This is a genomic window from Ruegeria sp. A4 (genome assembly GCF_056543025.1).
The window spans coordinates 1,177,987-1,202,326 of record NZ_JBQGAW010000001.1 but is presented as its reverse complement, the minus strand read 5'-3'; the positions used below and the strand labels follow the sequence as shown (position 1 = coordinate 1,202,326).

Genomic DNA, 24,340 nt, shown 5'->3' with positions numbered 1-24,340 from the left:
GCGCGGATGCTTCTGGCCATCGATTGCGGCAATACCAATACCGTCTTTTCGATCTGGGACGGTGAGGAATTCCTGTGCACCCTGCGCACCTCGACCCACCACGCACGCACGGCAGACGCTTATTTCACATGGTATTCGACGCTGGTGAAGCATTACGGGATCGAGGCGGACATCACCGATGTGATCATCGCCTCAACCGTGCCGCGCGTCGTGTTCAACCTGCGCATCTTCGCCGATCGTTTTTTTGGGTGCAGGCCATTGGTTGTGGGCAAGCCTGATTGCCTGTTGCCTGTCCCGCCGCGTGTGGATGAAGGCACGGTGCCTGGCCCGGATCGACTGGCCAATGCCGTGGGCGCTTTTGACCGGCATGGTGGCAATGTGGTTGTCGTGGATTTCGGAACCGCAACGAATTTCGACGTTGTCGCCGCTGACGGCGCATATGTGGGGGGCATTATCGCCCCCGGTGTGAACCTGAGCCTTGAGGCCCTGCATCAGGGCGCCGCGGCGCTGCCGCATATCGATGTCTCCCGACCTGACAAGGTGATCGGTACGAATACGGTTGGTTGTATTCAATCGGGCGTGTATTGGGGATATTCCGGTTTGATCGAGGGGCTGATCGCCCGGATCAAGGCCGAGTATGGAATGCCGATGAAAGTCGTTGGAACCGGAGGGCTGGCCCCCTTGTTCGATCAGGCCGACGTGGGGTTCGACGCAATCGAAGATGATCTGACGATGCACGGCCTGACCGTGATCCATCGCTACAACAAGGATAATGGCTCCGTATGAGCAGTGAAAGATTGATCTACCTGCCGCTGGGTGGCGCGGGCGAAATTGGCATGAACGCCTATGTGTACGGCTACGGTGAACCGGGAAAGGAACGACTGATCCTTGTGGATCTGGGCGTCACTTTTCCTGATATGGACACAACGCCGGGCGTTGACCTCATCTATGCCGATATCTCATGGCTGAAAGAGCGTGCCGACCGGCTGGATGGTGTTTTCATCACGCACGCCCATGAAGACCATGTCGGTGCCGTGGCCCATTGTTATGAAGCTTTGGGCGCGCCGGTCTATGCGCGCGCCTTCACGGCCAATATCGCGCGCCGCAAGATGGAAGAACACGCACACCCGACCGAGGCGGTAACGACCGTTTCCGCCTGGCCTGAACAGGTGTACGTCGGGCCGTTCACGGTTGGTTTCCTTCCGGTTTCGCACTCGATTCCCGAAAGTGCCGCATTGGTCATCGACACCCCCGCAGGGCGTGTCGTGCATTCGGGCGACTTCAAGCTGGATGCTGCTCCGGTCGTTGGAGAGGCTTTTGACCCTGACCTGTGGGCCGAGGTCGCCAAGCCCGGCATCAAGGCGCTGGTCTGTGACAGTACGAATGTGTTTTCGACCCATCCGGGGCGTTCAGAATCCGAAGTTGGCCCCGAGATCGTCAAGCTGGTCGAAGGCGCGGAAGGCATGGTCGTGGCAACCACCTTTGCCTCAAACGTCGCGCGGGTCAAAACGCTGGCCGAAGCGGGTGCACAGGCCGGGCGTTCCGTCGTCCTGCTGGGTCGCGCGATGCGCAGGATGATCGAAGCCGCGACCGAAACCGGTATTCTTGCGGATTTCCCAAAGGTGATCAGCGCCGAGGAAGCACTGGACCTTCCGCGTCAGAACCTGATGCTGATCGTGACCGGCAGCCAGGGGGAACGCCGTGCTGCCAGCGCCCAACTGGCCCGTGGCAAATACCGCGGTCTGGAACTGGCCGAGGGCGATCTGTTCCTGTTTTCCTCGAAAACCATTCCCGGGAACGAGCGGGGCGTGATCTTCATCATGAACCAGCTCAGCGAAAAGGGCGTGGATGTCGTCGATGACAGTTCGGGCCTTTATCATGTCTCGGGCCATGCGAACCGGCCGGACCTCGAGAAAGTGCACGCACTGACCGATCCGCAATTCGTGATCCCGATGCATGGCGAACACCGGCACCTGCGCGAGCATGTCAAACTGGCAGAGCAGGGCGGCAGAACCGGAGTGCTGGCGGTGAACGGAACCATGCTGGATCTCAGCGGCAATGCGCCTGTAGTCGTCGATTATGTTGAAACCGGTCGCACATATCTGGACGGTACAGTGAAGATCGGTGCCCTTGACGGCGTGGTGCGGGATCGTATCCGCATGGCTTTGAACGGCCATGTTACGGTGACGGTGGTTCTGGACGAAGAAGACGAACCGCTGGGCGAGCCGTGGTGCGATACCATGGGGCTGCCCGAAACCGGCACGTCCCGTGCCGCGTTGGTCGAAGTGCTGGAAGAGGATCTGAACCAGTTCCTGATGCGGGCCGCCGCCAAGACCCTGCGCGATGACGACAAGCTGCAAGAAGAAATGCGCCGCATCGTGCGGCAGACAGCCAAAGCCGAAATTGGCAAAAAACCCGAAGTGACGGTGGTGGTCAGCCGGATGCGGTGAAACCGATCCGTCAGTCGTGGGTTGGCATCGGATAGCCCCTGAGACGCAGGAACAGGTTGGCTTCTTCGTTGTTTTTGTAGAATGGAACCGACGATGGCGGCTCGGGGGACGTAACCCGGGCCGCTATTTCCGCCAGAACGACCTCGGTGATGAACGGCAGATCCAGATCCCTTGCCCGATCCAGTGGCACCCATTGCAGGTGCGACAGCTCATCCGAGGCGTGGCTGAAATCATCCACATCACCTTGCAAAGCGTCGGCGTCGACCAGAAAGAACCGCGCATCAAACCGGCGGGGCCGGCCCGGCGGAGTTACCGCGCGAAAGACGAACTGAAGCGCAGCCGCGGTTGGCAGGTAACCCAACGCGGCAAAGCTTTGCCAATCGTCGGGTACATGACCGGGCCATGTGCCCGGCTGGCCAAGAACAAGACCGGTTTCTTCCCAAAGCTCGCGTATGGCGGCCGCGGCGAGGGCGCGTTGAATCCCCGGCTCGGCCTGTTCGCCCAAACGTTCAAAGCACAGATCCGGCAAATCCGTTGCCATTGGAACATCCGCGTCAGCCGGATCAACCGCGCCACCGGGAAAGACGAACTTGTTCGGCATGAAGGCTGCTTTGGACCCGCGCTGTCCCATAAGGATAGAGGGGTTTGTCCATCTGTCCCGCAGCACGATAACCGTTGCTGCGTCCCGGATGGCTGTTTTGTCGGGTGTCATGTCCAAACTGGTCAACTGGGTCGGGTCACGCGGTTTTTCCAAAGCCATGCATGCGGCGCGCCCACTGATAGGCCACCACCGCACCTTTCAGGCGCGGCAACAGGTACAGGGACAGGGCAACGCAGGCGACGGAAAAGCCGATGGCCATGGTCCACGGATCGGGCCGCCAATGCACATAGGACACGTGCAGAGCGGGCGCCAGCAGATGGCCGACCAGCAGGATTGTCAGGTAGGCGGGCCCATCATCTGCGCGATGGTGAAACAACTCCTGCCCGCAGTTCGAGCAGGAGTCATTGACCTTGAGATAGCTGTGCAACAGCTTGCCTTCCCCGCAGTTGGGGCATTTGCAGCGAAACCCCTTGACCAGGGCGGGCCATGTCTCACGCTCATCTTCAGAGGTCGTTTCGATCGTCTGATCCGTCATAATGTAACTCGCGCAGTAATCTTTTGCGGATAATGGGCCTGATCGTGAAAATTTAAAAGGGGGGTGCGTCGCTTTGCAACGTCTCCCCGACACGTCGGCATGGGGCGACCCCGAACCTTTCAAAAATAAAATCGATTTCAGCGACGGAATTCCTGGCGCCGCCCGTTTGAATGGGTATGAGCGGCGGCACTCGGGCCGCGTCAACAAAAGGAAACGGAAATGAAAAACGTTACATTCATCTCGGCCATTGTTATGTCGGCTGTTGCGATTACCGGTACTTCTGTTCTGGCCGCTGGCCCGGGTGGCCGCGAGCCGGTGTCCTTTCAGGAACTGGACGCCGATGGCGATGGTCAGGTGACGCAACAAGAGATGGAGGCGCATCGCACCGCTCGTTTCACCGAGGCGGACACCAATGGGGATGGAAAGCTGAGCCAGGAAGAAATGCAGGCTGCCGCCCAGAAGAAAGCCAGCGATCGGGTTGCCAGGATGTTCGAAAACAACGACGCGAACAAAGATGGCTTCCTCAGCCAGGATGAGTTGCCGAAACCGCGCCGGGCTGCCAAGATGTTTGATCGGATGGATGCGGACAACAGTGGCGGAATCTCGGAACAGGAATTTGCCGATGCCAAAGATCGGATGGGACGGCACCATAAGAAAAAGCATCAAAAATCGAATGCAAGCGATAACTGATGCAGGATGGAGGATCTGACCTCCCACCCACAAGATGTTCGCGGTGCGGATTGCGCCGCGAACACACTCAGCGACGATGCGTTGCTGAGGCAATTCGCCGACGGCGAGGCGAGGGCGGCACGGATCCTGACCGATCGTTTGGGGCCACGCTGTTACTCGGTTGCTTTGCGCATGTTGGGCAATCGGGCCGAGGCGGAAGACGTGACGCAGGATGCGATGATGCGGTTATGGCAGATGGCGCCGAATTGGGTGTCGGGTCAGGCCAAGGTTTCGACCTGGCTGTATCGGGTGACGCTGAACCTGTGCGTGGACATCAGGCGCAAGAAGACACCCGACAGGTTGTCGGACGTTCCCGAGCCCGAAGATGGCAAGGCCAGCGTTGTTGACCGCATGCAGGACGAGGCGCGCAAGGATGCCTTGCAGTCGGCTTTGGCAGAGCTGCCCGAGCGGCAGCGACAAGCGGTCGTGCTGCGCCATATTGAAGAGCTGCCCAACCCCGAGATTGCCGGGATAATGGGCATTTCGGTAGAAGCAGTTGAAAGCCTGACCGCAAGAGGCAAGCGCAGCCTGACCGCGATCTTGGCCGGACGACGCGAAGAACTGGGGTATGACAATGGCGGATGAAGACCTGGAACTTGATCATTTGTTTGCACAGGCACAGCGGCAGCGACCGACACTGCCGGACGATCTTGCCGTGCGCATCCAGACGGATGCTGAAACTGTTCGCCTCAGTCGTCTTGCGCCTGCACCGCAACCGATGCCTTCGATATGGAACAGGTTGATAAGCAATGTAGGAGGATGGCAGGGCCTTGGCGGGCTTGTCGCCGCAAGTGCTGCCGGGGTCTGGATCGGGTTTTTCGCACCGGCCTTTCTGCCGGACCCGGCCAACCTGTTGACGTCAGAGGAGACACCCTTCCTCGTGGCCGACCTTGGATTTGACTCGAGTTTTCTGGAGAGCACGGAATGAACGCTGATCCCAAGCCCAAACGCAGGTGGGTGCCTGTCGTCCTGGCCCTGTCACTGGCGCTGAACCTGCTGGTTGTCGGTGTCGCTGTGGGCACCGTATTGCGCCTCAAAGGTGGGGATCATGCCAAATCACCGCCCGGCTTCGGCCCCACGTTGTACCGGGCCCTGCCCAAGGATGATCGAAAGGCGATGCGAGGCGAGCTGACGGGCCTGCACAAAAAGGGATCCAAGGGTCGTGCTCAGGATTTTGAAGCGCTCAGTCAGGCGTTGCGTGCAACGCCCTTTGACCCGGTGGCCGTTCAGGTTCTGTTGCAACAACAAGCACAGGCCACCGCCGATTTGCAGCAGGCCTTGCAAACGCAATGGCTGGCACGTGTGACCGCCATGAGTGATGATGAGCGGCGGGCCTATGCAGACCGATTGCAGGAGGTCGTCAAACGCGGGCCGCATGGGCACAAGAAAAGAGACTGAACAGATCAGGCGGCACTTTGCCTGATACTCACCTGATTGCGCCCTGCCTTCTTCGCAGCATAAAGCGCTTTGTCCGCGGATTTGATCAGGTTTTCCACGCTTTCAGCCGCACAGTCTTGCGGGGCGAAACCGACCTGAGACAACTTCAACCCGATACTGACCGTCACATCAACTTGTGCCCCATGGTCCGGTAACAGGAACGGGGACTGACAGATGCTGTCACAAACGGTTTCGGCCAGGTTCAACGCCTGTTTGGGCGATACATCGGGCACGCCGATTATGAACTCTTCCCCTCCGATGCGGGCGACAAAGCCACGGGATCCCAAGGCATTTTGCATACGTTCCGCCGCTTGCGCCAAAACGTAATCGCCGCTTGCATGGCCATGGCCATCATTGATTGCCTTGAAGTGATCCAGATCGGCCAGCATGATCGCAAAACTGCGCCCCGTTCTGGCGGATTGGCGCGCGATCTGATCCAGCGTGCGCATGGCATAGCGGCGATTGTGCAGCCCGGTCAACGGGTCGAACCAGGATTCCGCGATGCCTCTTTTGAGAGAGACCCGCATCTGATCCAGTCGCGCTTTGCGAGCAATCTGGTTTTCAAGCCGCAGCAGGATCTCTTGCGCGCAGAACCCGCCCAGACAGACAGCATCGGCCCCTCGGTCCAGAGCTTCCGAAGCCTGTCCGGCGTCTTCGTCCTTCAGCACCCCGATCAAAACCGTGTGCCGGGTCACGCCGCGTGATCTGAGGTCGGCAAGGATATTCAGACCGGCCGGGCTCGAGCCCAGTTCAACCACGATCGCATCGGGAACAGAGCCGGACAAAACACCCCGCAGGTTTGACTGAAGATGCCAGTTCAAATCAAATTGACGTTGATCGTCCAGCGCCTTTTGCCAAAGCGCGCCGGTTCGGGCCGTGTGGGTCAGAATATCAACCCGCGCCGCCTTGGACGGTCTGATTATCGGTTGGGCCGGCTCTGCGAAGCCAATCGGTTGCGATCCGTTGCTGACCTGCAAATCCTGAGTGACCGCACGGGCACGCAAAAGGCTGCGAATGCGCGCCAACAACAAAGTGTCTTTGAACGGGTGCGTCAACACATCATCCAGCCCGTCCTTCAACGCCCGCAGCCGAGCGTCCCGGTCATTTTGCGCGGCAATCGCCACGACCGGAACGTCGTCAAGGCCGGGTTCCTTCACGATCGCCTTCTTCACATCCGCAGCGGTTCCGTCCGGCAACGTCTGAGCCGTCAGGACCAGATCCGGTTGCGTACGCCGCACGAGTGCGGGCAACCCTTCAAGCTTTTCGCCCTGCACCACGTGATACCAGGCCGCCGTCAGCTGTACCTTCAGCATGATGCGATTGGTCGATACCCCGTCGAGGACAAGGATGGTTCCCTGCACAGACATAGTTGTTCACCGTTGATTGCATGCGTGAACAAAGTGTTTATGACTCTGGTTAACAAACCCTTTCCAAGACCGGATCTGACCCAAGTTTATGCCGATATCCTCTGATTCCGCCGAAACTCTTGCGCTGACGGCCCTGACCTGGCTGGTCAGCAATGACGAGCTTTTGCCTGTTTTTCTGGGCTCTACGGGCGCATCGATCGAGGATGTGCGCGATCGGGCAAGCGATACCGAGTTTCTGGCCTCGGTTCTTGATTTTCTGGTGCTTGACGATTCGTGGGTCATGGCGTTTTGTGACGCCAATTCACTCGCCTATGATCTTCCCGCCCAGGCAAGGGCGGTATTGTCCGGCGGCGCCGAGATACACTGGACGTAACCATATTTTCCGCAGGAGCACCGGATGCCGATAGATGCGATCATCTTTGACAAAGATGGCACGCTGTTTGACTTTGCCAATACGTGGGGAGGGTTCGGACGCTCGATGCTGTTGCGCCTGTCCAACGGGGACGAAGTTCGCGCGACCGAGCTTGGCCGTGTCATCGGATATGATTTCGAGCAAGGGAAATATACCGAAGACAGCATTGTAATCGCCGCCACGGTCGAGGAAATCGCAGAGGTTCTGATTGCTCATGTCGATGGCGTGACCTTGCAGGAGATCATCGATTTGATGAACTCCGAGGCCGCCTCGGCCCCGCAGGTGCCCGCGGTGCCATTGGTTCCTTTCCTGGAAGGTCTGCAAAATGCCGGAATAAAGCTGGGCGTTGCGACGAATGACAGTGAACATCCCGCTTTGCAGCATCTCGATTCTGTCGGGGTAAAGGGGCATTTCGATTTCGTCGCCGGGTATGACAGTGGTCACGGGTTCAAGCCGGGACCGGGCCAGTTGCTGGCCTTTGCCGCCCATATCGGGGTCGAGCCATCTCGTATCGCGATGGTCGGCGACAGTCTTCATGACTTGCAGGCTGGGCGTGCGGCGGGGATGACCACGATCGGTGTTTTGACCGGTTTGGCCGAGGCGGATGCATTGGCTCCGATGGCGGATGTGATTTTGCCGGATATCGGACATATTCCCGAATGGTTGGCCAGAATCTGATTTTCAAATCCGAGATTCGACAAAACGGGATGAAAAACCGACATATTCTGTCGCAGACGGAGCGGCCATAGGCGTCTCTTCGGGGCTTGCTTGACGAAAGCAAGAACAGGAGGCACCGATGGCCGAGACCAAGACACGCAAGCGCCGCGGAGGAGGGCGCGCAGGGGCGGCTGCGCGCCGGGGCAGTGCAGCGATTGACCAGATGCCCTGGGATCCGCCGGTCAATATCGATCGACCCACAGAACCTTTGGGTCAGGCCGGCATCGAAGCGATCCATGAAGGGGCAATGCGCATCCTCGAAGAGATCGGGATCGAGTTTTACAACGAAGAGGCAATAGGTATCCTGCGCGAAGCCGGTTGCACCATCGACGGCGACAATGTCCGCATGGGGCGGGACTTTGTCATGGAGATGATCGCCAAGGCTCCCAGCCGGTTTTCGATCACCCCTCGCAATCCGGATCGCAGGATCGAAATCGGGGGAAAGAACATCCTGTTCGGCAACGTCTCTTCCCCGCCGAACTACTGGGACATGGAGATCGGGAAAAAAGTACCGGGCAATCGCGAGATGTGCCGGAACCTTCTGAAGCTGACGCAATATTTCAACTGCATCCATTTCGCCGGCGGATACCCGGTCGAGCCGGTCGATATCCACGCCAGCGTGCGCCATCTGGATGTGCTGTACGACAAGCTGACCCTGACCGACAAGGCGATGCACGCCTATTCGCTGGGCAAGGAACGCGTCGAAGATGTCATGGAAATGGTGCGCATCGCAGGCGGTTTGAGCCACGAGGAGTTCGAAGCCGCGCCGCGCATGTATACCAATATCAACTCGACCTCGCCGCTGAAACACGATCACCCGATGATCGACGGGTGTCTGCGCCTGGCGCGGCGCGGTCAGGCGATTGTTGTCACGCCCTTTACGCTGGCGGGTGCGATGGCGCCCGTAACCATGGCGGGCGCCGTGGCGCAGTCCTTAGCCGAGGCGCTGTGTGCCATTGCGCTGTTCCAATACGTGCGCCCCGGTATCCCCTGTGTGATCGGTACATTCACGTCGAATGTGGATATGAAATCCGGCGCGCCGGCCTTTGGAACACCGGAATACATGCGTTCGACCCAGATGACCGGCCAGATGGCGCGGTTCTATGGTTTGCCCATGCGATCTTCGGGTGTTTGTGCGGCAAACGTGCCGGACGGGCAGTCGGTGTGGGAGACTTCGAACTCGCTTTGGGCCGCCGTGCAATCGGGTACCAATATGGTCTACCACGCCGCCGGTTGGCTTGAGGGCGGCCTGATCGCCAGCCCGGAAAAGTTCATCATGGACTGCGAAATCCTACAGCAAATTCAACGCTATATGAACCCCGAGTTGACCGCCACAGGGCCGGACGAGATTGCACTGGATGCGATCAGGGCAGTCGGGAATGACGGTCATTTCTTTGGCATTCAGCATACGCAGGATCGCTATACCACGGCCTTCTATCAACCCTTCCTGAGTGATTGGAAAAACTACGAAGGATGGGAGGCCGCCGGCGGTATCTGGACGGCAGAACGCGCGCATCACATGTTCAAGGAGATCATCTCGAGCTTTGAAGCCCCCCCGATCGATGAAGGCATTCGCGAGGAACTGGCCGCTTTTGTCGAACGCCGCAAAGCGGAAGGCGGCGCGCCCACGGATTTCTGACCGGACAGGTGGTATCGCGCTGATACTCGATTGAATTCGCTACAACTCAGGGTGGATTTTGGCTATTTGTTAAGGTTTTTTCGGCCACAGTGCACAGGACACCAAACTGGGGCATCTGATGCATGGTCTGATCAATCGAGCGATACAGTCCTTTGTCTGTGCGACCTACGGGCGATCCTGCTGGTTGCGCGTGACCGACGCCGCACGGCTGGGGTTTGTCGAGTTTGAAGCCATGCTCGTCTATGACGATGACATGACGTCCAAGGTAATGGAGGCGCTGAGCGCAGACCTCGATCGGCCGCAAGCCGAAGTCTTTGAGGACCTGGGAACGTATCTCGTGTCTCATCCGAATATGGAAGGGCTGCGCCGCCTTCTCAGGTTCGGCGGCGTCAGCTACGTGGAATTTCTTCACTCGCTCGACGATCTGGCGGACCGCGTGCGGCTGGCCGTGTCTGATTTGACTCTGCCGGCCTTGGAGCTGAGAGAGCTGTCAGCCACGGAATTTCAGCTGAGTTGCTCTCCGGGCCTGCCGGGGTATTCCAATGTCATGGTTGGGGTCCTGCGCGCAATGGCGGATGACTATGGTGCGCTGGTGATGCTGTCACACGAGGGGCAGCAGCAAGGCAGTGATGTCATTTCCATCATGTTGGTTGAAAGCGCTTTTGCCGAGGGGCGGCATTTTGATCTGGGGGCTCGGAACGGATGACAGATACCCAAGAACTGGCAGGACTGCTGGAAACGCTTTGCCCGATGTTCCTGTTGGTGGACCAAAACGGGCATATTCAGCAAGCAGGTCCGACCCTGCAAAAGTTGCGACCTGAACTGCCGCTGGTGGGGCAGGGATTTCTGGATGTGTTTGAACTGATCCGCCCCAGAACGATCACGACCATTCCCGCCCTGATGTCAATGGCCGGGGCGAAGCTGCATCTGAGGTTTCATGATGAACCCCGCACAACCCTCAAGGGTCTGGTCGCTCCTTTGCCGCATTCCGGTGGCGCAGTCATCAATCTGTCATTTGGTATCTCGATTTTGGATGCGGTTCGGGACTATGCGCTGACAAGTGCGGATTTCTCGGGTACGGATCTGGCGATTGAGCTGTTGTATCTGGTCGAAGCCAAATCCGCCGCGATGGAGGCATCCCGTTCTCTCAACCTGCGGCTACAAGGTGCGATGCTTGCAGCCGAAGAGCAGGCTTTTACCGACACATTGACTGGACTGAAGAACCGCAGGGCGATGGATCACTTGCTCGAGCATTTGATTTCGGGAAATTCAACTTTCGCGCTCATGCATCTGGATCTGGACTTTTTCAAAGCCGTGAATGACAAGCTGGGTCATGCGGCGGGTGATTTCGTCTTGCAGCAGGCCGCCCGCATCATGCAGCAGGAAACACGAAGCAACGACACCGTGGCCCGGGTCGGCGGGGATGAATTCGTCATTATTTTCAAAGATCTGACTCGGGAAGATACTCTGGCCTGCATTGCTGGTCGTCTGATATCAAGGTTGAATGAGCCGATGACCTTTCAGAATCAGAGTTGTTCGATCTCGGCCAGTATTGGCACCGCCTTGTCCACGCAGTTCGACTGCCCCAACGCCGCCGACATTCTTCACGCAGCAGACTTGGCCCTTTATCAGGCCAAGCGCGACGGCCGGTCTTGCCATCGCATGTATTCAGCGTTGAGCAAGGCGCAAACCTGAATTCGTTCAGAAAACACGATGGGCACGTATCGGGGCTTCAGGCTGAATCGAATGCCGCATTTATCTTTTTGGCAATCTGTTGCCGGATCGGAGGCAACTCTCCCACCACCGGCAGGACCACGCCTGAAAACCCCGCGCGATCCAGCTCTTGCGGGACGTCTTCCTGCACATGCCCTCCGGCACAGGCAAAGAACGGAAGGCACAGCGCCTGACCTTCGGTACCGTTTGCAACGTCAGATATGGAAGGTGGCTCTTCGACGAAACCGACGCGAACGGACTTGAACGCAATCAGTTCCGCAAGCTGTTTCGCAAACTGCAACGCCACGGTCGACGGGTTCCGGCTGCGCCCGGAACCATGCGCGGCAATGACCAGATCGGTGGACAGAGCGGCCCAGTGTTTGTCGGACAATTCCGATCGCAGGGCTTCTGCGGTCAGGTCCGGCAGGTCCGGGTCAATTCCAAGCGGGTCCAAGATCTGCGCCGGATGATCCCCAAGCCGTTTGGGTAGCGCGCTGGTGACAAACCACCCTTTTGCCATGAAAAGTGGATAGATGACCGCGTTTTCGGGCGCGCGGTCCAGCTTCGCCTCCAACGCACCCGGCGCTGCCAGGGTGGCCGAATCCACCGCTACATGCCCGGTAAGCGCGTTGACCTTGGCGGCGAATGCCGCAAGTGCAGCTTCGGCCGGTTCCGGGTCTGACGGTTGGCCATGAGCGACAATTATGGCATGTGACATTCGGATCTCCTGCTGCGTTGCGCGATAGGTGTTTCACATCAAACTGAAGTCAACACCTCAGTTAGCCCAGAAGTGTCAGCCATAGCCACACGGTCAGAATGGACGAGGCTGTTCCGATAAGGACCGCCGACGCTGCGACCCGTTTTGCGCGACCATACATGTTGGCGAAGATATAGGCGTTGAAACCCGGAGCCATGGCCGCATTCAAAACCCCCGACCGAAACAGATCCTGCGGCAGGCCCGTGGATTTGCCGAACACCCACACCAGGCTGGGATGCAGCATCAAAGAGATACAGCAAACATAAGCAATGGTGCGCAGGTCGCCCTCGGGCTTGTATTTGACCAGCACACCGCCCAAGGCAAACAACGCCCCGGGCAGGGCAGCACGGGTGATCAACCCCAGCGCTTCGTCGACCACCGCAGGGATTGCCAGGCCGGACAGGTTGACCAGAAACCCAAGGGCGATACCAAGGATCAGCGCGTTCTTGAACATTGCGGACAAAACAGACCGTGCCATGCGCATGCCACCATGGCCGCGATTTCGCACGACCTCCATCACCGTGATCCCGACGCCGTAACAAAACGGAGAATGGAAGGCGATGATCGCGTAGTTGCCGGTCAGGTTCTCGGGCCCATATGCGCGTTCGGTTATCGGCAAACCCAGCAGGACAGAGTTTGAGAACAGGCAACAAAACCCGATTGCAACGCAATCTTCCCAATCGCGCCCGAAAATAATGCGTGCGCCGAACAGGCCTGCTGTGAAACACAGGGCGGCGGCGGAATAGAAACTGGCCAAAAGCCGGGGGTCGAAACTGGCGCTGAGGTCCAGATGCGCGATGGCCAGGAACAAAAGGCAGGGAATCGCAAAGCCTTGGGTGAACTTCATCAGCCCATCGACATGCGCTTCTTTGAAGTACCCCGTGCGGGTCGCCGTATACCCGGCCCCGATCACAAGGAAAACCGGAAGAATGACGTCGATCAGGCTTTGCAGCATGTGGCCCCCGTGCGACGGGCCTGCTGCGATATCATGCGGGCGACGGGCAGCGGCCTACTGCGACTGATGGATCACCATCCCGTCGAAGGCGGGGGTGATGTGGTCGGGGGTTTCCGCATCGACGGTCGCATAGTCGAGATCGATATGCATGTTGGTCAGAACCGCGCGCTTCGGTTGGAGTTCTTCGATCCACCCAAGCGTCTTTTCCAGATGCGCATGCGTTGGATGAGGTGAACGGCGCAGGGCATCGATGACAAGGCAGTCCAGCCCTTTCATTTCGGGCCAGGCATCGTCGTAGATCTCGGCGACATCCGGAAGATAGGCAAGTTGCCCAATGCGGAATCCCAGGGAATCGATCGAACCGTGATTCACTTTGAAAGGACGAAACGGAATCGGGCCGCCGGGGCCGTCGATTTCAAATGGACCGTCGATGGACTTGAGCTCGAGTATCGGAGGATAAGGAGAGCCTTCCGGCTGAATGAACGCGTATCCAAACCGCCCCAACAAGGCGTTCTGGGTGTCGCCATCCGCCCAAACGGGAACACGGGTTTTCATGTTGAACACGATCATGCGCAAATCATCGATTCCATGCACATGGTCTGCGTGCGAGTGCGTATAGACGACCCCGTCCAACCGCCCTGTACCCGTGTCCAGCAACTGGCTGCGCATATCCGGCGTGGTGTCGATCAGAACCGAGGTTGTCCCATCTGGCCCGTCGCGTTCGACCAGCATCGAACAGCGCCGCCGGATGTTCTTGGGGTTCGCAGGGTCACAATCGCCCCACTGACCGCCCAGCCGCGGCACGCCGCCAGAGGACCCGCAACCCAGAATTGTAAATCGGAAGCCGGTCATGCGGCGGCCTTGTATGATGCCGCTTTGGTAAACAGCCGGTCGAAGTTTGCCTGTGTCTGGTCAGCAAAGGCGGCATAGTCCATGCCAAAGATTTCGGCCCCCTTTTGGGCCGTGTGCACAGTATAGGCCGGCTCGTTTCGTTTTCCGCGATAGGGCGGCGGGGCCAGATAGGGCGCGTCAGTTTCCACCAGAATGCGGTCCGCCGGGGTGTTTGCGAAGATATCGCGCAACTCCTGGCTTTTCGGAAAGGCTGCGATGCCGGACATGGACAGATAAAACCCCAGCTCCAGCGCGGCCTTGGCCAATTGAGCAGACGATGAGAAGCAGTGCATGACGCAGGAATAGGGTGCGTTGCGATATTCTTCGGCCAGAATGCGGGCCATATCTTCATCAGCTGCGCGGGCGTGAATGATCAGGGGCAACCCGGTGCGCTGGGCCGCTTCGATATGGATGCGCAGTGACTGTTTCTGCACTTCGGCACTGTCGGCGGTATAGTGGTAGTCCAAGCCGGTTTCACCGATACCGACGAATTTAGGATGCCGTGTCAGGGCGACCAGATCATCGACCGAGGCCAATGGCTCGTCCGCGGCGCTCATCGGGTGTGTGCCGGCGGCATAGAAGACCGGCGCGTGGGCTTCGGCAATCGCACGGACGGCCGGTTCGTTGCGCAGTTTGGTGCAGATCGTCACCATCCGGGTCACTCCAGCCTGGGCAGCACGCGCGATGATGTCGTCCAACTGGCCTTCGAAATCCGGGAAGTCCAGATGGCAATGGCTGTCGGTAATCTGGGGGGTGTCGCTCATCTGTTCTGACCGGCAGTTTCCTGTATCTTGAACACCGTATCTAGGACCAGAGCGGCAGGGTCAAGGTTGACTGCCTGACCATGTCGCGCTCGGGCTGTGATCGTTGCGGCGACCTCGGCCCAGCGACGGGCTTGATTTGGCGATGCTGACAGACGCGCCAGTGTTTCACCCTCGTTGGGGGCGGCTTCAGGAAGCGGGGGCGTGCCCGTTGCCCCGGTCAGGGCCAGCCGTGACAGAGCGATGTCGATCAGGGTAAGCAAAAGTTCGAACCGGTCCGCCGCGCCGCGCTGTGCTGCCGCTTCGGCTAGGGCCAGCGCGCGCTGGCGGTCCATGCGGGGCAGGGTGCCCAGAATGGCGATCAGTTCGGCATAGATGTCCAGACCACCCAGATTGATCAAACGCACGGCGTCTCCGACTGAACCTGCGGCAAGCGCGGCAAGGTGTTCTGTCTGCGCGGGAATTTCGGTTTCCGTTTGTGACAGGGCGGCTTGCATGTTTTGCGCGTTCAGTGGACCGAGGCGCAGCGTGCGACAGCGCGAACGGATGGTTGGCAACAGGCGCGAGGGTTGATGCGATACCAGCAAAAGGGTGGTGCGGGCAGGCGGCTCTTCCAGCATTTTCAGCAACGCGTTGGCGGCGCTGACGTTCATTTCGTCTGCTGAATCCACGATCACGACGCGGCGGCCGCCGTCCGCAGAGGACAGGCCAAAAAATTTCCCGAGCTTGCGGATGTCATCCACGACGATCTCACCGCGCAGCCGTCCCTGATCGTTCAGCGACCGGGTTATCGCCGCCAAACCCGGTTCTGCCCCGGCCTGAATGCGATGGGCCACCGGGTGATCGGGATCGATATCGAGCGTCTCGGGCAGAGGCGGCGCGCCGAACAACCCGCCATCCTCGACCGGCGGCGTGGCAAGCAGAAACCTTGCAATTCGCCAGGCAAGGGTCGCCTTGCCGACACCGCGTGGCCCTGTCAGCAGCCAACCGTGATGCAAACGGTCCGACGTGTAGGCGGTCAGGAATGCCTGTTCAGCCGCATCCTGGCCAAAAAGCCGAACGGTTTCGCGCGGATGTGGTGCGCCCGGCACCTGATCCGGAGAAGGGATATCGTCGCTCATCGTCTACCGCAGTGCTGCCTGGACGATTTCTGTCACATCCTGCGCAACGCTGTCCATGTCCCTGTTGCCATCCACGATGTGAAACCTGTCGGGGAACTCATCGGCCAGCGCCAGAAAGCCGGCGCGCATCTTCTTTTGCAATTCCGGGCCAAAATCCTCGAACCGTTCTTCGGTGCCTTGTCGCCCCTTGGCGCGTGCCAGGCCCGTTTCGGGGTCCATGTCGATCAGCAGCGTCATGTCCGGTTCGCGCCCGATCATCAGGCTGTGCAACTGATCCACCAGATTTCGCAGGTCACCCCGGGACAAGCCCTGATACATACGCGTGCTGTCAGCAAAGCGGTCGCAGATCACCACCTTCCCTGCCGCCAAGGCGGGTTCGATTGTACGCTCCAGATGGTCGCGGCGGGCTGCTGTGAACAGCAGGATCTCGGTCTCGGCCGACCAGCGATCCGGGTCGCCCTCCAAAACCAGGCTGCGAATTTCCTCGGCCCCCGCGGAACCGCCGGGTTCGCGCGTCAGTACCACCTCGTGACCCTGCGCGCGCAGATGTTCCGCCAGCATCCGCGCCTGTGTTGACTTGCCTGAACCGTCAATGCCTTCGAAGGTCAGAAATAACCCCGCTTTCGTCACATCGACTCCAGCGGGTTGTTGATCACGTCTTTCAATACGATGCCGCCGACGGTCAGCATACGCACCACAAACCCGCCAATCGCAACATCTTCGGCTGCCACCAGCGGGCGCCGGATTTCCGGCAACCCTTCGGGCTTGATCACCAGTTCGGCCAGTTGCTGACCTTTCTTGACGGGCGCGTTGATCGGGCCCTCATAGACCACTTCGGCCTCGACATTCTGAGTGCCCAGAACCGGGAACAGCACGTTCAGATCACCTTCGGGAACAAGCCCCACGGTCTTTTTCTCACCCATCCACAGTTTGGCTTCGGCTATCGGCGTTTCCGCGGTGGCAACTGTCCTCTCGACAAAATTTCGAAACGACCAGTTAACCACGGCCTCAGCCTCCTCTGCCCGCTGGCCGGTGCTGTCGAGACCCGTCAGCACAAAGATCACACGCCTGTCGCCCTGTTTGGCGGACCCGACAAGGCCATAGCCCGCTTCTTGTGTATGGCCGGTTTTCAGGCCATCTGCGCCGATATCCAGCCGCAGCAGCGGGTTGCGGTTGCGGGCGTTTGACGGCGCGCGGCCATCGAATTCGAAAACTTCTTCGGCGAAAAGGGGATAGTATTCCGGAAAGTCGGTGATCAGCCGGTCCGCAAGAACGGCCAGATCATGAGCCGACATCATATGTCCGGCGGCGGGCCAGCCGTTCGAATTTGCGAAGTTCGAATTGTTCATACCCATCTGCTTGGCCCGCTGGGTCATGTATCGCGCAAACCCTGCTTCGGTGCCATCCGGGCTGAGCGCTTCGGCAATGACGACACAGGCGTCATTGCCCGACAAAACGATAATGCCGCGCAGCAGATCTTCGACACGAACGCGATCCTGCGTATTCAGGAACATCGTCGAGCCGCCATAGCTCATCGCGTGTTCCGAAACAGGCAGAGTTTCGTCCAGCGTCAAGCGTCCGTCCCGCAATGCTTCGAACGCAACATAAAGCGTCATGAGCTTGGACATCGACGCAGGTGGCAACGGTTGGTCGGCTTCTTTCGACAGCAGAACGGTACCGGTGGTTTGATCGATCACGTAAGCCGCGCGGGCGGATGTATCAAAAGCCTGGGCCGGTATCGCCAGAACGGCAAGCCCAAGAGCCAGAACAGATGTTCGTATTGAGGACAGCATGTTACGCCTCCATTGATCAGTCGGTTACCGTGAACGCATCTTTGAAGCCAAGGTCTTTCACGTCCTTTTGAAAGGCTTTGCGCTCGGCCCGGGTTGTGGCGGGGCCGACCAGCACGCGCCAGACTGTACTATTCGCTGTTTTCAGTTCCCGAACAACAGTGGGCAATCCGTTGCGACGCACCTTTTGGGCTGCTGACTTGGCGTTTGCCTCAACGCTGAAAGTTCCAATCTGAACATACGGTTTGCTCAAAGATGTCGCCGACGTTGTGGCTGCTGCAACAGGCGTGGCGTCTGACGCATCAATTGCTGCTGCGGCCCCCTCTACCGGGTCCAGCGGTGTTTCGGTGATCGCGGCGGGGTCTTTCTTTTGCCACCATTTCCGCTTGGCAGGTTTTTCGGCAGGGGGCGTGACCGGAGCATCCGACAAAGAGGGCGACGCCACGACCGCAGCGGCTTCGGCGGCTACCTCTGCGCTGTCGGTTGCTGTGTCTGCCGCGGCCACGGCCGTTCCCGCAGCCGCAGCGGCGGGGGCTTTCTTCTGCCACCATTTCCGCTTGGCAGGTTTTTCGGCAGGTGCATCGGCCTGATCGTCGGTTGATGTGGCAGTCTCGGCATCTTCGCTTGCGGGCTCGACGTCATCAGCCATTTCATCGGATGAACTGGCCGCACCGGCTGCAACCGTAGCCGTACCAGCCGCGGCGGCGGCTGGTTCTTTTTTCTGCCACCACTTCCGTTTGACAGGTTTTTCCGGCTCTGCGGACGCTTGCGTGTCGGAAGCTCCATCAGCAACCGCAGCGGTGGTTTCGGCTGCCGATTCTTCTGCCTCTGGCGTATCCTCCGACGACGGTTCTTCCAGCTTCTCCCGGCGCAGTGCGACGACACTGACTTTTGTCGGCGCGCCCGCGAGCATTCCCAGCTCTTTCGCGGCAGCGGACGACACCTGAAGCGCAGGCCCGGGCAAGTTGCGCTCGCGCCGGAATAGGGCGCCGGTCACCGATTTGTTGTTGGACGTGTTTTTGATCACGACACGTTCAGGTTGGGACGCATCCGGGTGCGCAACCCATATCCCGCCAAGAGAAGGCCGGCCATCCCAAAGCCCTGCTTCGGTTGTCTGAAAAACCTCAGGGGCCTCGACATCACGCTGAGAGCCGGAAGTCACCTCGGGCAGGAGTTCTGTTTTTCCCGAATTGTCTTCCGGTTTTTCAGTCGATTCAGAAGTTGAGAAAACTTCTTCGCATCCGGCCAGTATCGTCAAAGTCAACGCCAGATACGCCAGCCGTTTAGGCCCCGGGCGTGTCTCGATCGCTCGCTTCATCTGCTTTTCCCTTGCCTGAAGGGGTTTCGTTTTCCGAACCCCACTGCCGATCTGCTGGTTCTGTTTGCCAGCCTGTTGCGGTCTTTCGTACGGATCATAACGTGGCTGAAGTGTCATGGAAAGACCGCTGCACAGGCTTCGGCAAGATTTCCCGATTTCGACTTGCCTCTGCGCGAAGTTCGCCTTAGACCCTGCTTTCGACGGGGAGGTGGCAGAGTGGTCGAATGCGGCGGTCTTGAAAACCGTTGGGCGTGAGAGCGTCCCCAGGGTTCGAATCCCTGTCTCCCCGCCACTCATACCCGTCTCACTTCAGTTGTGTTTTCTGATCCGGAATTGAGCCGAAATTCCAGCGATTTGACGCATGCGCTATCCATCAGAGGCGAAGCAGACCGTACCCTCGGTGCACGAGACAGGCCCCGGGCTCAGCGTCGCGTTTTGGGAGGGTCGCTTTGGGTGGGACTTGTTGACAGCCTGATCATTCCGTCCGGTGCAAGCCATGGATGTGTTTGCCTGACTGCCGGAGAGTTGATCGATTGTTTCACGCCCGGGCGGGACAACTTTCTGTAGGGCGTTTGCCACACGCTCCTGCACCTTTGGCGGGGAACGTCCTGACGGCTTGAGGCAGGGTATTCTGTTTTCGTTGCAACGGGCAGGGCGGGGGCCATATCATTGCGCCAGAAGTTGGATCGACCAATGGTGACGCCGCAGCTCAGGTCAGGAATTGCGTATCTCGCGGGCCGATCCGATGCCAAGGATCAGGTCGGCACATCGTTCACCCAGCATCATGGCAGGCGCGTTTGTGTTGCCGGCGTTGATGTCCGGCACGGCGGACATGTCGCACACCCGCAAGTTCTCGATCCCGCGCACGCGCATTCTGGCGTCCAGCACGGCCATTCCGTCGCCGTCCCGGCCCATTTTCGCGGTGCCCGCCGGGTGATAGTTGGTTTTCACGAACCGCTTGCAATGTGCTCGCAGCGTCTGATCGTCATCCGCTGTTGGAATGACGATTTCGCGGATCCTTCGCGCAAGCGGGCCGGACGTGAATGCCCGGCGAAAGAACCGCTGCCCCCGGATCATCTCCTGCATGTCGTCTTCATGCTTCAGAAGGTTGGGCGAGACCACCGGCATGGCGAGAGGATCGGCCGAGCGAAGCCAAACCTCTCCGCGTGATTTCGGTTTGACCACCACCGTCGTCACGGTCAGGCCAAAGTCATCCTGCACCTCATCCAGCGCGTCGCGATCCAGATAGACGATAGGCACGCAAAAGGCCTGAATGGTCGGCTCTCCATCGGGGTTCGACGGATTGACGAAGGCGCCGGCTTCGACCCCGGCGGAAGTCACCGGGCCGCTGCCGAACAGTTTGAACTGGATGCCGTTGCGCAGCATCCGCCAGCCCTCACCTTGTTTGAAATATCCGTAAGGACCATTGGCAAAGGCGGTGATAGGAACTTCGGGGTGGTCGATCAGGTTCTGTCCGACGCCGGGCAATGGGCAGATGACGGGAATACCGTGTTCTGCAAGTTGTGCATCCGGTCCGATACCTGACAGCATTAGGATTTTCGGCGTGACCAGAGCGCCCGCAGCAAGGACAACCTCGCCATCGCACCGGACGGTGTTTGCTCCGCGTTTGTCCCGGTACTGCACCCCGACGGCCCTGTCGTTCTCAATGATGACTTTGCTGACCGTTGCGCCAAGCCGGATGGTCAAGTTCGGGTTCATCTCTAGAGGGGCGAGGAAAGCATAGGCCGACGAGCTGCGCTTTCCAGCGCGATTGGTGAACTGATAGAACCCGACACCACGCTGCGTAGCGCCGTTGAAGTCCGTGTTGAATGGTTCGCCAAGGGCCTGAACCGACTGGACGAACCAACGGGACATGTCATCGATATGCCCTGGATCCGAAACCTGCACCGGACCATCGCTGCCATGCAGGTCATTGTGAAGCCTGTTATTGTCTTCCATCCTGCGGAAATAGGGCAGCACATCGTCCCATCCCCAGCCGACCCCGTCGTTGGTCTGTCGTAGCAGGTCGTCCCACGCGTCATAATCAGAAGGGCGACCACGCATATAGACCTGCGCATTAACGGAAGACCCGCCACCCAACACATTGGCCTGCGGAATGTCATGCACACGACCGTCCAGATGGTCTTGCGGTTCAGTTTTGTGATAGGTCATGAACTTTGACCCGTTGATCATCTTGAAGATGCCCGGCGGCATGTCCAGCAACGGATGGCGATGCGAATGACCGGCCTCTAACACCAGAACCCTGCACTTGCCTTGGTTTACCAGTCGCGCTGCAGCTGCGGCGCCGGCAGAGCCGCCGCCGATGACGATGTGATCGAAGGTTTCCGTCATGATTTCGCCTTCAGGTCCGGCGTTTGGGTTCGCTGATCGAGTCGCGCTCGACCAGTTCGCATTCAAGCTTCACGAGAGGGTGCCGCTGACCATCAGTTGGTCCGTGGAACAGTTGTTCGACGACCCAGCGTCCCATCGCCCGAGTAGGAAGGATCATCGAGGTCAGGGGCGGCGACAGGTGTCGCGCGGTTTCGTCATCGTCAAATCCGATGACCGAGATGTCCTCGGGGATGGACAGGCCAAGCTCCTTGAGCGCTTCATAGCAGCCGATCGCCATGCGGTCATTTTGGCAGAAAATGGCGGTTGGCGGAGAGTGCAGGTCCATCAATTCACGCGTGGCAGCATAGCCTGCGCTGGGCAGCCAGTTGCCTTCGATGACCAAGTCCTCGTCAAATGGAATGTCGGCAGAAGCCAAAGCGTTTCTATACCCGGTCGTTCGTCCTGCGGCGCATTCCATGAACGGCTCGCCGGTGATGGTGGCGATTCGCTTGTGCCCAGCCTTGATCAGGGCGTTGGTCGCCGTATGTCCAGCAGCGACTTCGCCGGGGATCACCGCAGGAAAAGAGAGGTCGTCACAAAAACAGTTCAGCAGCAGAACCGGGGTAGCGGTCTGCCTGAGGATTTCCGGAACAACCACCCGCCGGGTGAAAACGGTTGCGTAAATGATGCCCGCAACCTGTTGGTCGAGGAAATATCTAAGCGTTCTGGGCTCGACCTCGGGGTCGTTTTGGGTTTCTGCCAGCAATACAAGATTTCCGGTGTCCCGAACGGCCTGTTTCACGCCGTTGAACGCGTTTACCATTTCGGGGCTCGACGCCAGATCATCTACGACAAAAGCGATGGTTCCGTCCAGCGCCGCGGGCCGGCGCGCGTTGTCCTGGGGTTTCCTGAGTTGAGAGGGCATGGCGTATCCAAGCGTGTTGGCGGCGTCCAGGACTCGTTGCTTGGTGTCCTCGGAGATTTTGACGGAATCGTTTTTGTTGAGGACCAGCGATACTGTCGTCTGCGAGCATCCGGCGACGCGTGCAATGTCGTGCATCGTTACGCGCTGCCGGCCCGCGACTCGTCCCACACCCCTGTGCTGCCCGGCTTTGTTCGCTTGATTGTTCATCGCTCAACCTTTTTGTTCCCATCCTTTTTATCGACTATGCAGAAGGCGTGCAACTAATATTAGTAACTAATAGTTAATATTAGTGTTGACGAAATAATATTATTAGTGTTTTGATCGACGGTGCGGTCGCCACTGTGGTTTGGCCGAGCAAGCGCGGGAGGCGAAATTGCGATCTGTAGTGGGGGAGTTGGGTCAAGTCATTCGCCATTCGATGTTTGTCGATGGCCGCTTTGCCGACTTTGGCGCGGGCACGGTTGACGTCGAGAACCCTGCAAATGAAGAGATCGTTGCGCAAGTTCCAGACGGCACTGCCGCTCATGCGGATGCAGCGGTCGACGCGGCCCGCCGCGCTTTTGGCGCGTGGTGTTCGCGCCCGGCGATCGAGCGGGCGCGATTGGTTCTGAAGCTCGCCGAGGCTATCCGGGCCGACGCCGGTCGTCTGGCAGCTCTGATCACGGCCGAGCAGGGCAAGCCGATCTCGCAAGCCCGAGGTGAAGTAGATGCCGCCGTCACTTTTCTTTGCCATGCAGCTGAAGAGGCCCGGAGGATTTCGGGTGACATAGTGGCATCGGACAACAAGTCCGAGGAAATTCAGATCCGGCGTCATCCTTATGGCGTTGTCGTTGCGTTGACGGCCTGGAACTACCCATTGGCATTGGCCGCCAGGAAGGTCGGACCCGCGCTGGTCGCGGGCAACACCGTTGTTCTGTTGGGGCACGAAATCACGCCGTTGTCCGGTCTTGCGGTCGCCGAGCTTGCCGACAAGGTCGGGTTTCCGCCCGGTGTTCTGAATGTTCTGACGGGGAAGGGGCCGGTGGTGGGGCAGCGGCTGGTCGAACACCCCGATACGTCACTGATCACGATGACCGGCAGCACACGCGCCGGGAAAGAGATATTTCGCGCCGCGGCCGACCGGATCAAGGTTGTCCGGCTCGAGCTTGGCGGTAAGGCTCCGTTCATAGTGATGGAGGATGCGGATATTGATGCCGCAGTCTCGGCCGCCATTGGCGCCCGGTTTGCCAATTGCGGCCAGATTTGTACCTGCAACGAGCGGATGTATCTGCATCACGACATTGCGGATCAGTTCCTTGAAAAATTCGTGTCCGCAGCCCGCGCTTTGTCGATCGGGGATCCCATGGAAGACTGCGATCTGGGTCCCAAAGTCAGTAAAGTCGAGGTGACCAAGGTCGCTAATATCATCCAACGCAGCATCGCCGAAGGTGCCACGGTCCATCTCGAAGGTGGGCCCTTGACGGACGGTGCGCATCGCAAGGGGCACTGGATGTCCCCGACGGTTCTCGAGGTCTCCGACAACGGCAATGCCGCGATGCAAGAGGAGGTCTTTGGTCCCGTCGCGACAGCCATGCGAGTCGAGGATTTTGATCAGGCGATAAGTTTTGCGAATGACACTTCATTCGGGCTGTCTGCCTATCTCTTTACGGCATCGCACCGCCGATTGATGGAGGCCCCGAGCCGATTGAAGTTCGGCGAATTGTACCTGAACCGCTCGAATGGCGAAGCCGTGCAGGGATTTCACACCGGTTGGGGGCTGTCCGGTGTTGGGGGTGAAGACGGCGCTTATGGCTTCGATGGCTATCTGAGGAAACAGACGACTTACATGAATTGGGCATGACCTGAAAACTTGCGGTCAAAACGGAGGCGACCGCACCAATGGAGGAGGAAT

25 protein-coding genes and 1 tRNA gene are annotated in these 24,340 nt (G+C 59.0%); 13 read left to right on the top strand and 13 right to left on the bottom strand.

The annotated features are described in order from the left end of the window. The first annotated feature begins 6 nt into the window (after positions 1 to 6). Entirely contained in the window at positions 7 to 786 is a 780-nt protein-coding gene (locus ACR0E2_RS05990) for a type III pantothenate kinase (RefSeq protein WP_152458573.1), read from the top strand. Beyond that, positions 783 to 2,450, top strand: a complete 1,668-nt coding sequence (locus ACR0E2_RS05985) for a ribonuclease J (RefSeq protein WP_480445650.1) — start codon at positions 783 to 785, stop codon at positions 2,448 to 2,450. Before ACR0E2_RS05990 ends, ACR0E2_RS05985 begins: the two co-directional genes overlap by 4 nt. A gap of 10 nt (positions 2,451 to 2,460) precedes the next feature. On the opposite strand, the gene ACR0E2_RS05980 is transcribed toward ACR0E2_RS05985, so the two are convergent. Together ACR0E2_RS05980 and ACR0E2_RS05975 are read right to left on the bottom strand one after the other, a co-directional pair. Continuing rightward, positions 2,461 to 3,162, bottom strand: a complete 702-nt coding sequence (locus tag ACR0E2_RS05980; protein WP_480445649.1) for an NUDIX hydrolase — start codon at positions 3,160 to 3,162, stop codon at positions 2,461 to 2,463. Between the two features lie 25 nt (positions 3,163 to 3,187). Next, positions 3,188 to 3,586, bottom strand: coding sequence for a DUF983 domain-containing protein (locus ACR0E2_RS05975; protein ID WP_171115058.1), 399 nt, complete (start codon positions 3,584 to 3,586; stop codon positions 3,188 to 3,190). Positions 3,587 to 3,805: 219 nt separating this feature from the next. Between ACR0E2_RS05975 and ACR0E2_RS05970 the strand changes: the two genes are divergently transcribed. The 4 genes from ACR0E2_RS05970 to ACR0E2_RS05955 are packed head-to-tail and all read left to right on the top strand — an operon-like array spanning position 3,806 to position 5,713. Continuing rightward, complete coding sequence (locus ACR0E2_RS05970) at positions 3,806 to 4,276, top strand: EF-hand domain-containing protein (protein ID WP_480445647.1); 471 nt, start codon at positions 3,806 to 3,808, stop codon at positions 4,274 to 4,276. 6 nt (positions 4,277 to 4,282) lie between these two features. Further along, positions 4,283 to 4,900 carry an RNA polymerase sigma factor gene (locus ACR0E2_RS05965; protein ID WP_480445645.1) on the top strand — a complete coding sequence of 206 codons (618 nt, stop codon included), beginning with the start codon at positions 4,283 to 4,285 and terminating at the stop codon, positions 4,898 to 4,900. Next, positions 4,890 to 5,243 carry a hypothetical protein gene (locus ACR0E2_RS05960; protein WP_480445643.1) on the top strand — a complete coding sequence of 118 codons (354 nt, stop codon included), beginning with the start codon at positions 4,890 to 4,892 and terminating at the stop codon, positions 5,241 to 5,243. Before ACR0E2_RS05965 ends, ACR0E2_RS05960 begins: the two co-directional genes overlap by 11 nt. Further along, positions 5,240 to 5,713 carry a periplasmic heavy metal sensor gene (locus tag ACR0E2_RS05955; RefSeq protein ID WP_480445641.1) on the top strand — a complete coding sequence of 158 codons (474 nt, stop codon included), beginning with the start codon at positions 5,240 to 5,242 and terminating at the stop codon, positions 5,711 to 5,713. The genes ACR0E2_RS05960 and ACR0E2_RS05955 overlap by 4 nt, the downstream gene beginning before the upstream one ends. Positions 5,714 to 5,718: 5 nt before the next feature. Here ACR0E2_RS05955 and ACR0E2_RS05950 read toward each other — a convergent pair whose 3' ends face one another. Then, on the bottom strand, positions 5,719 to 7,119 hold the full coding sequence (locus tag ACR0E2_RS05950) for a diguanylate cyclase (RefSeq protein ID WP_480445639.1): 1,401 nt from the start codon (positions 7,117 to 7,119) through the stop codon (positions 5,719 to 5,721). A gap of 88 nt (positions 7,120 to 7,207) precedes the next feature. Here ACR0E2_RS05950 and ACR0E2_RS05945 point away from each other — a divergent pair, with 88 nt between their 5' ends. The 5 genes from ACR0E2_RS05945 to ACR0E2_RS05925 all read left to right on the top strand — a co-directional run bounded on the left by ACR0E2_RS05945 (position 7,208) and on the right by ACR0E2_RS05925 (position 11,582). Further along, positions 7,208 to 7,492 carry a DUF3572 domain-containing protein gene (locus ACR0E2_RS05945; protein WP_480445637.1) on the top strand — a complete coding sequence of 95 codons (285 nt, stop codon included), beginning with the start codon at positions 7,208 to 7,210 and terminating at the stop codon, positions 7,490 to 7,492. Between the two features lie 24 nt (positions 7,493 to 7,516). Beyond that, positions 7,517 to 8,209 (top strand): HAD family hydrolase, encoded by a 693-nt coding sequence (locus tag ACR0E2_RS05940; protein WP_480445636.1) that lies wholly within the window; start codon positions 7,517 to 7,519, stop codon positions 8,207 to 8,209. 118 nt (positions 8,210 to 8,327) lie between these two features. Beyond that, complete coding sequence (locus ACR0E2_RS05935) at positions 8,328 to 9,887, top strand: trimethylamine methyltransferase family protein (protein ID WP_480445634.1); 1,560 nt, start codon at positions 8,328 to 8,330, stop codon at positions 9,885 to 9,887. A 118-nt stretch (positions 9,888 to 10,005) separates the two neighbouring features. Next, positions 10,006 to 10,593, top strand: coding sequence for a heme NO-binding domain-containing protein (locus ACR0E2_RS05930; RefSeq protein WP_171227970.1), 588 nt, complete (start codon positions 10,006 to 10,008; stop codon positions 10,591 to 10,593). After that, positions 10,590 to 11,582 (top strand): diguanylate cyclase domain-containing protein, encoded by a 993-nt coding sequence (locus tag ACR0E2_RS05925; RefSeq protein ID WP_480445632.1) that lies wholly within the window; start codon positions 10,590 to 10,592, stop codon positions 11,580 to 11,582. Before ACR0E2_RS05930 ends, ACR0E2_RS05925 begins: the two co-directional genes overlap by 4 nt. Positions 11,583 to 11,619: 37 nt before the next feature. Here the strand turns inward: ACR0E2_RS05925 and ACR0E2_RS05920 are convergent, their stop codons facing one another. From ACR0E2_RS05920 to ACR0E2_RS05885, 8 genes are all read right to left on the bottom strand, one after another. Continuing rightward, positions 11,620 to 12,318 (bottom strand): CbiX/SirB N-terminal domain-containing protein, encoded by a 699-nt coding sequence (locus tag ACR0E2_RS05920; RefSeq protein ID WP_171227972.1) that lies wholly within the window; start codon positions 12,316 to 12,318, stop codon positions 11,620 to 11,622. A gap of 61 nt (positions 12,319 to 12,379) precedes the next feature. Continuing rightward, positions 12,380 to 13,312, bottom strand: a complete 933-nt coding sequence (locus ACR0E2_RS05915; protein ID WP_171227973.1) for an AEC family transporter — start codon at positions 13,310 to 13,312, stop codon at positions 12,380 to 12,382. Positions 13,313 to 13,366: 54 nt separating this feature from the next. Continuing rightward, positions 13,367 to 14,164 carry an MBL fold metallo-hydrolase gene (locus ACR0E2_RS05910; protein WP_171115079.1) on the bottom strand — a complete coding sequence of 266 codons (798 nt, stop codon included), beginning with the start codon at positions 14,162 to 14,164 and terminating at the stop codon, positions 13,367 to 13,369. After that, positions 14,161 to 14,967, bottom strand: a complete 807-nt coding sequence (locus ACR0E2_RS05905; RefSeq protein ID WP_480445630.1) for a TatD family hydrolase — start codon at positions 14,965 to 14,967, stop codon at positions 14,161 to 14,163. The genes ACR0E2_RS05910 and ACR0E2_RS05905 overlap by 4 nt, the downstream gene beginning before the upstream one ends. Then, positions 14,964 to 16,085 carry a DNA polymerase III subunit delta' gene (locus ACR0E2_RS05900; protein ID WP_171615871.1) on the bottom strand — a complete coding sequence of 374 codons (1,122 nt, stop codon included), beginning with the start codon at positions 16,083 to 16,085 and terminating at the stop codon, positions 14,964 to 14,966. Before ACR0E2_RS05900 ends, ACR0E2_RS05905 begins: the two co-directional genes overlap by 4 nt. 3 nt (positions 16,086 to 16,088) lie before the next feature. After that, entirely contained in the window at positions 16,089 to 16,715 is a 627-nt protein-coding gene (tmk, locus tag ACR0E2_RS05895; protein WP_152458555.1) for a dTMP kinase, read from the bottom strand. Then, positions 16,712 to 17,878, bottom strand: coding sequence for a D-alanyl-D-alanine carboxypeptidase family protein (locus tag ACR0E2_RS05890; protein ID WP_152458554.1), 1,167 nt, complete (start codon positions 17,876 to 17,878; stop codon positions 16,712 to 16,714). The genes tmk and ACR0E2_RS05890 overlap by 4 nt, the downstream gene beginning before the upstream one ends. Positions 17,879 to 17,894: 16 nt before the next feature. Then, a complete protein-coding gene (locus ACR0E2_RS05885) occupies positions 17,895 to 19,310 on the bottom strand; it encodes an SPOR domain-containing protein (RefSeq protein WP_480445629.1) in 1,416 nt (471 codons plus the stop codon). An 85-nt stretch (positions 19,311 to 19,395) separates the two neighbouring features. Between ACR0E2_RS05885 and ACR0E2_RS05880 the strand changes: the two genes are divergently transcribed. Further along, positions 19,396 to 19,485: transfer RNA gene (locus ACR0E2_RS05880), tRNA-Ser, on the top strand. A 422-nt stretch (positions 19,486 to 19,907) separates the two neighbouring features. Here ACR0E2_RS05880 and ACR0E2_RS05875 read toward each other — a convergent pair. Together ACR0E2_RS05875 and ACR0E2_RS05870 are read right to left on the bottom strand one after the other, a co-directional pair. Further along, complete coding sequence (locus ACR0E2_RS05875; protein ID WP_480445627.1) at positions 19,908 to 21,545, bottom strand: GMC family oxidoreductase; 1,638 nt, start codon at positions 21,543 to 21,545, stop codon at positions 19,908 to 19,910. A 10-nt stretch (positions 21,546 to 21,555) separates the two neighbouring features. Further along, positions 21,556 to 22,656 carry a LacI family DNA-binding transcriptional regulator gene (locus ACR0E2_RS05870; protein ID WP_253286093.1) on the bottom strand — a complete coding sequence of 367 codons (1,101 nt, stop codon included), beginning with the start codon at positions 22,654 to 22,656 and terminating at the stop codon, positions 21,556 to 21,558. A gap of 166 nt (positions 22,657 to 22,822) precedes the next feature. Here ACR0E2_RS05870 and ACR0E2_RS05865 point away from each other — a divergent pair, with 166 nt between their 5' ends. Beyond that, positions 22,823 to 24,289: an aldehyde dehydrogenase family protein gene (locus ACR0E2_RS05865; protein WP_480445626.1), complete on the top strand. Its 1,467-nt coding sequence runs from the start codon at positions 22,823 to 22,825 to the stop codon at positions 24,287 to 24,289. Positions 24,290 to 24,340: the final 51 nt, after the last annotated feature.

Coding starts and splice junctions, on each gene's coding strand:
- ACR0E2_RS05925 (WP_480445632.1), top strand. CDS start 10,590: ATGACAGATACCCAAGAACTGGCAGGACTGCTGGAAACGCTTTGCCCG.
- ACR0E2_RS05965 (WP_480445645.1), top strand. CDS start 4,283: ATGGAGGATCTGACCTCCCACCCACAAGATGTTCGCGGTGCGGATTGC.
- ACR0E2_RS05870 (WP_253286093.1), bottom strand. CDS start 22,656: ATGAACAATCAAGCGAACAAAGCCGGGCAGCACAGGGGTGTGGGACGA.
- ACR0E2_RS05945 (WP_480445637.1), top strand. CDS start 7,208: ATGCCGATATCCTCTGATTCCGCCGAAACTCTTGCGCTGACGGCCCTG.
- ACR0E2_RS05875 (WP_480445627.1), bottom strand. CDS start 21,545: ATGACGGAAACCTTCGATCACATCGTCATCGGCGGCGGCTCTGCCGGC.
- ACR0E2_RS05930 (WP_171227970.1), top strand. CDS start 10,006: ATGCATGGTCTGATCAATCGAGCGATACAGTCCTTTGTCTGTGCGACC.
- ACR0E2_RS05975 (WP_171115058.1), bottom strand. CDS start 3,586: ATGACGGATCAGACGATCGAAACGACCTCTGAAGATGAGCGTGAGACA.
- ACR0E2_RS05955 (WP_480445641.1), top strand. CDS start 5,240: ATGAACGCTGATCCCAAGCCCAAACGCAGGTGGGTGCCTGTCGTCCTG.
- ACR0E2_RS05890 (WP_152458554.1), bottom strand. CDS start 17,878: ATGCTGTCCTCAATACGAACATCTGTTCTGGCTCTTGGGCTTGCCGTT.
- ACR0E2_RS05970 (WP_480445647.1), top strand. CDS start 3,806: ATGAAAAACGTTACATTCATCTCGGCCATTGTTATGTCGGCTGTTGCG.
- ACR0E2_RS05960 (WP_480445643.1), top strand. CDS start 4,890: ATGGCGGATGAAGACCTGGAACTTGATCATTTGTTTGCACAGGCACAG.
- ACR0E2_RS05990 (WP_152458573.1), top strand. CDS start 7: ATGCTTCTGGCCATCGATTGCGGCAATACCAATACCGTCTTTTCGATC.
- ACR0E2_RS05985 (WP_480445650.1), top strand. CDS start 783: ATGAGCAGTGAAAGATTGATCTACCTGCCGCTGGGTGGCGCGGGCGAA.
- ACR0E2_RS05885 (WP_480445629.1), bottom strand. CDS start 19,310: ATGACACTTCAGCCACGTTATGATCCGTACGAAAGACCGCAACAGGCT.
- ACR0E2_RS05905 (WP_480445630.1), bottom strand. CDS start 14,967: ATGAGCGACACCCCCCAGATTACCGACAGCCATTGCCATCTGGACTTC.
- ACR0E2_RS05980 (WP_480445649.1), bottom strand. CDS start 3,162: ATGACACCCGACAAAACAGCCATCCGGGACGCAGCAACGGTTATCGTG.
- ACR0E2_RS05915 (WP_171227973.1), bottom strand. CDS start 13,312: ATGCTGCAAAGCCTGATCGACGTCATTCTTCCGGTTTTCCTTGTGATC.
- ACR0E2_RS05910 (WP_171115079.1), bottom strand. CDS start 14,164: ATGACCGGCTTCCGATTTACAATTCTGGGTTGCGGGTCCTCTGGCGGC.
- ACR0E2_RS05940 (WP_480445636.1), top strand. CDS start 7,517: ATGCCGATAGATGCGATCATCTTTGACAAAGATGGCACGCTGTTTGAC.
- ACR0E2_RS05935 (WP_480445634.1), top strand. CDS start 8,328: ATGGCCGAGACCAAGACACGCAAGCGCCGCGGAGGAGGGCGCGCAGGG.
- ACR0E2_RS05900 (WP_171615871.1), bottom strand. CDS start 16,085: ATGAGCGACGATATCCCTTCTCCGGATCAGGTGCCGGGCGCACCACAT.
- ACR0E2_RS05920 (WP_171227972.1), bottom strand. CDS start 12,318: ATGTCACATGCCATAATTGTCGCTCATGGCCAACCGTCAGACCCGGAA.
- ACR0E2_RS05950 (WP_480445639.1), bottom strand. CDS start 7,119: ATGTCTGTGCAGGGAACCATCCTTGTCCTCGACGGGGTATCGACCAAT.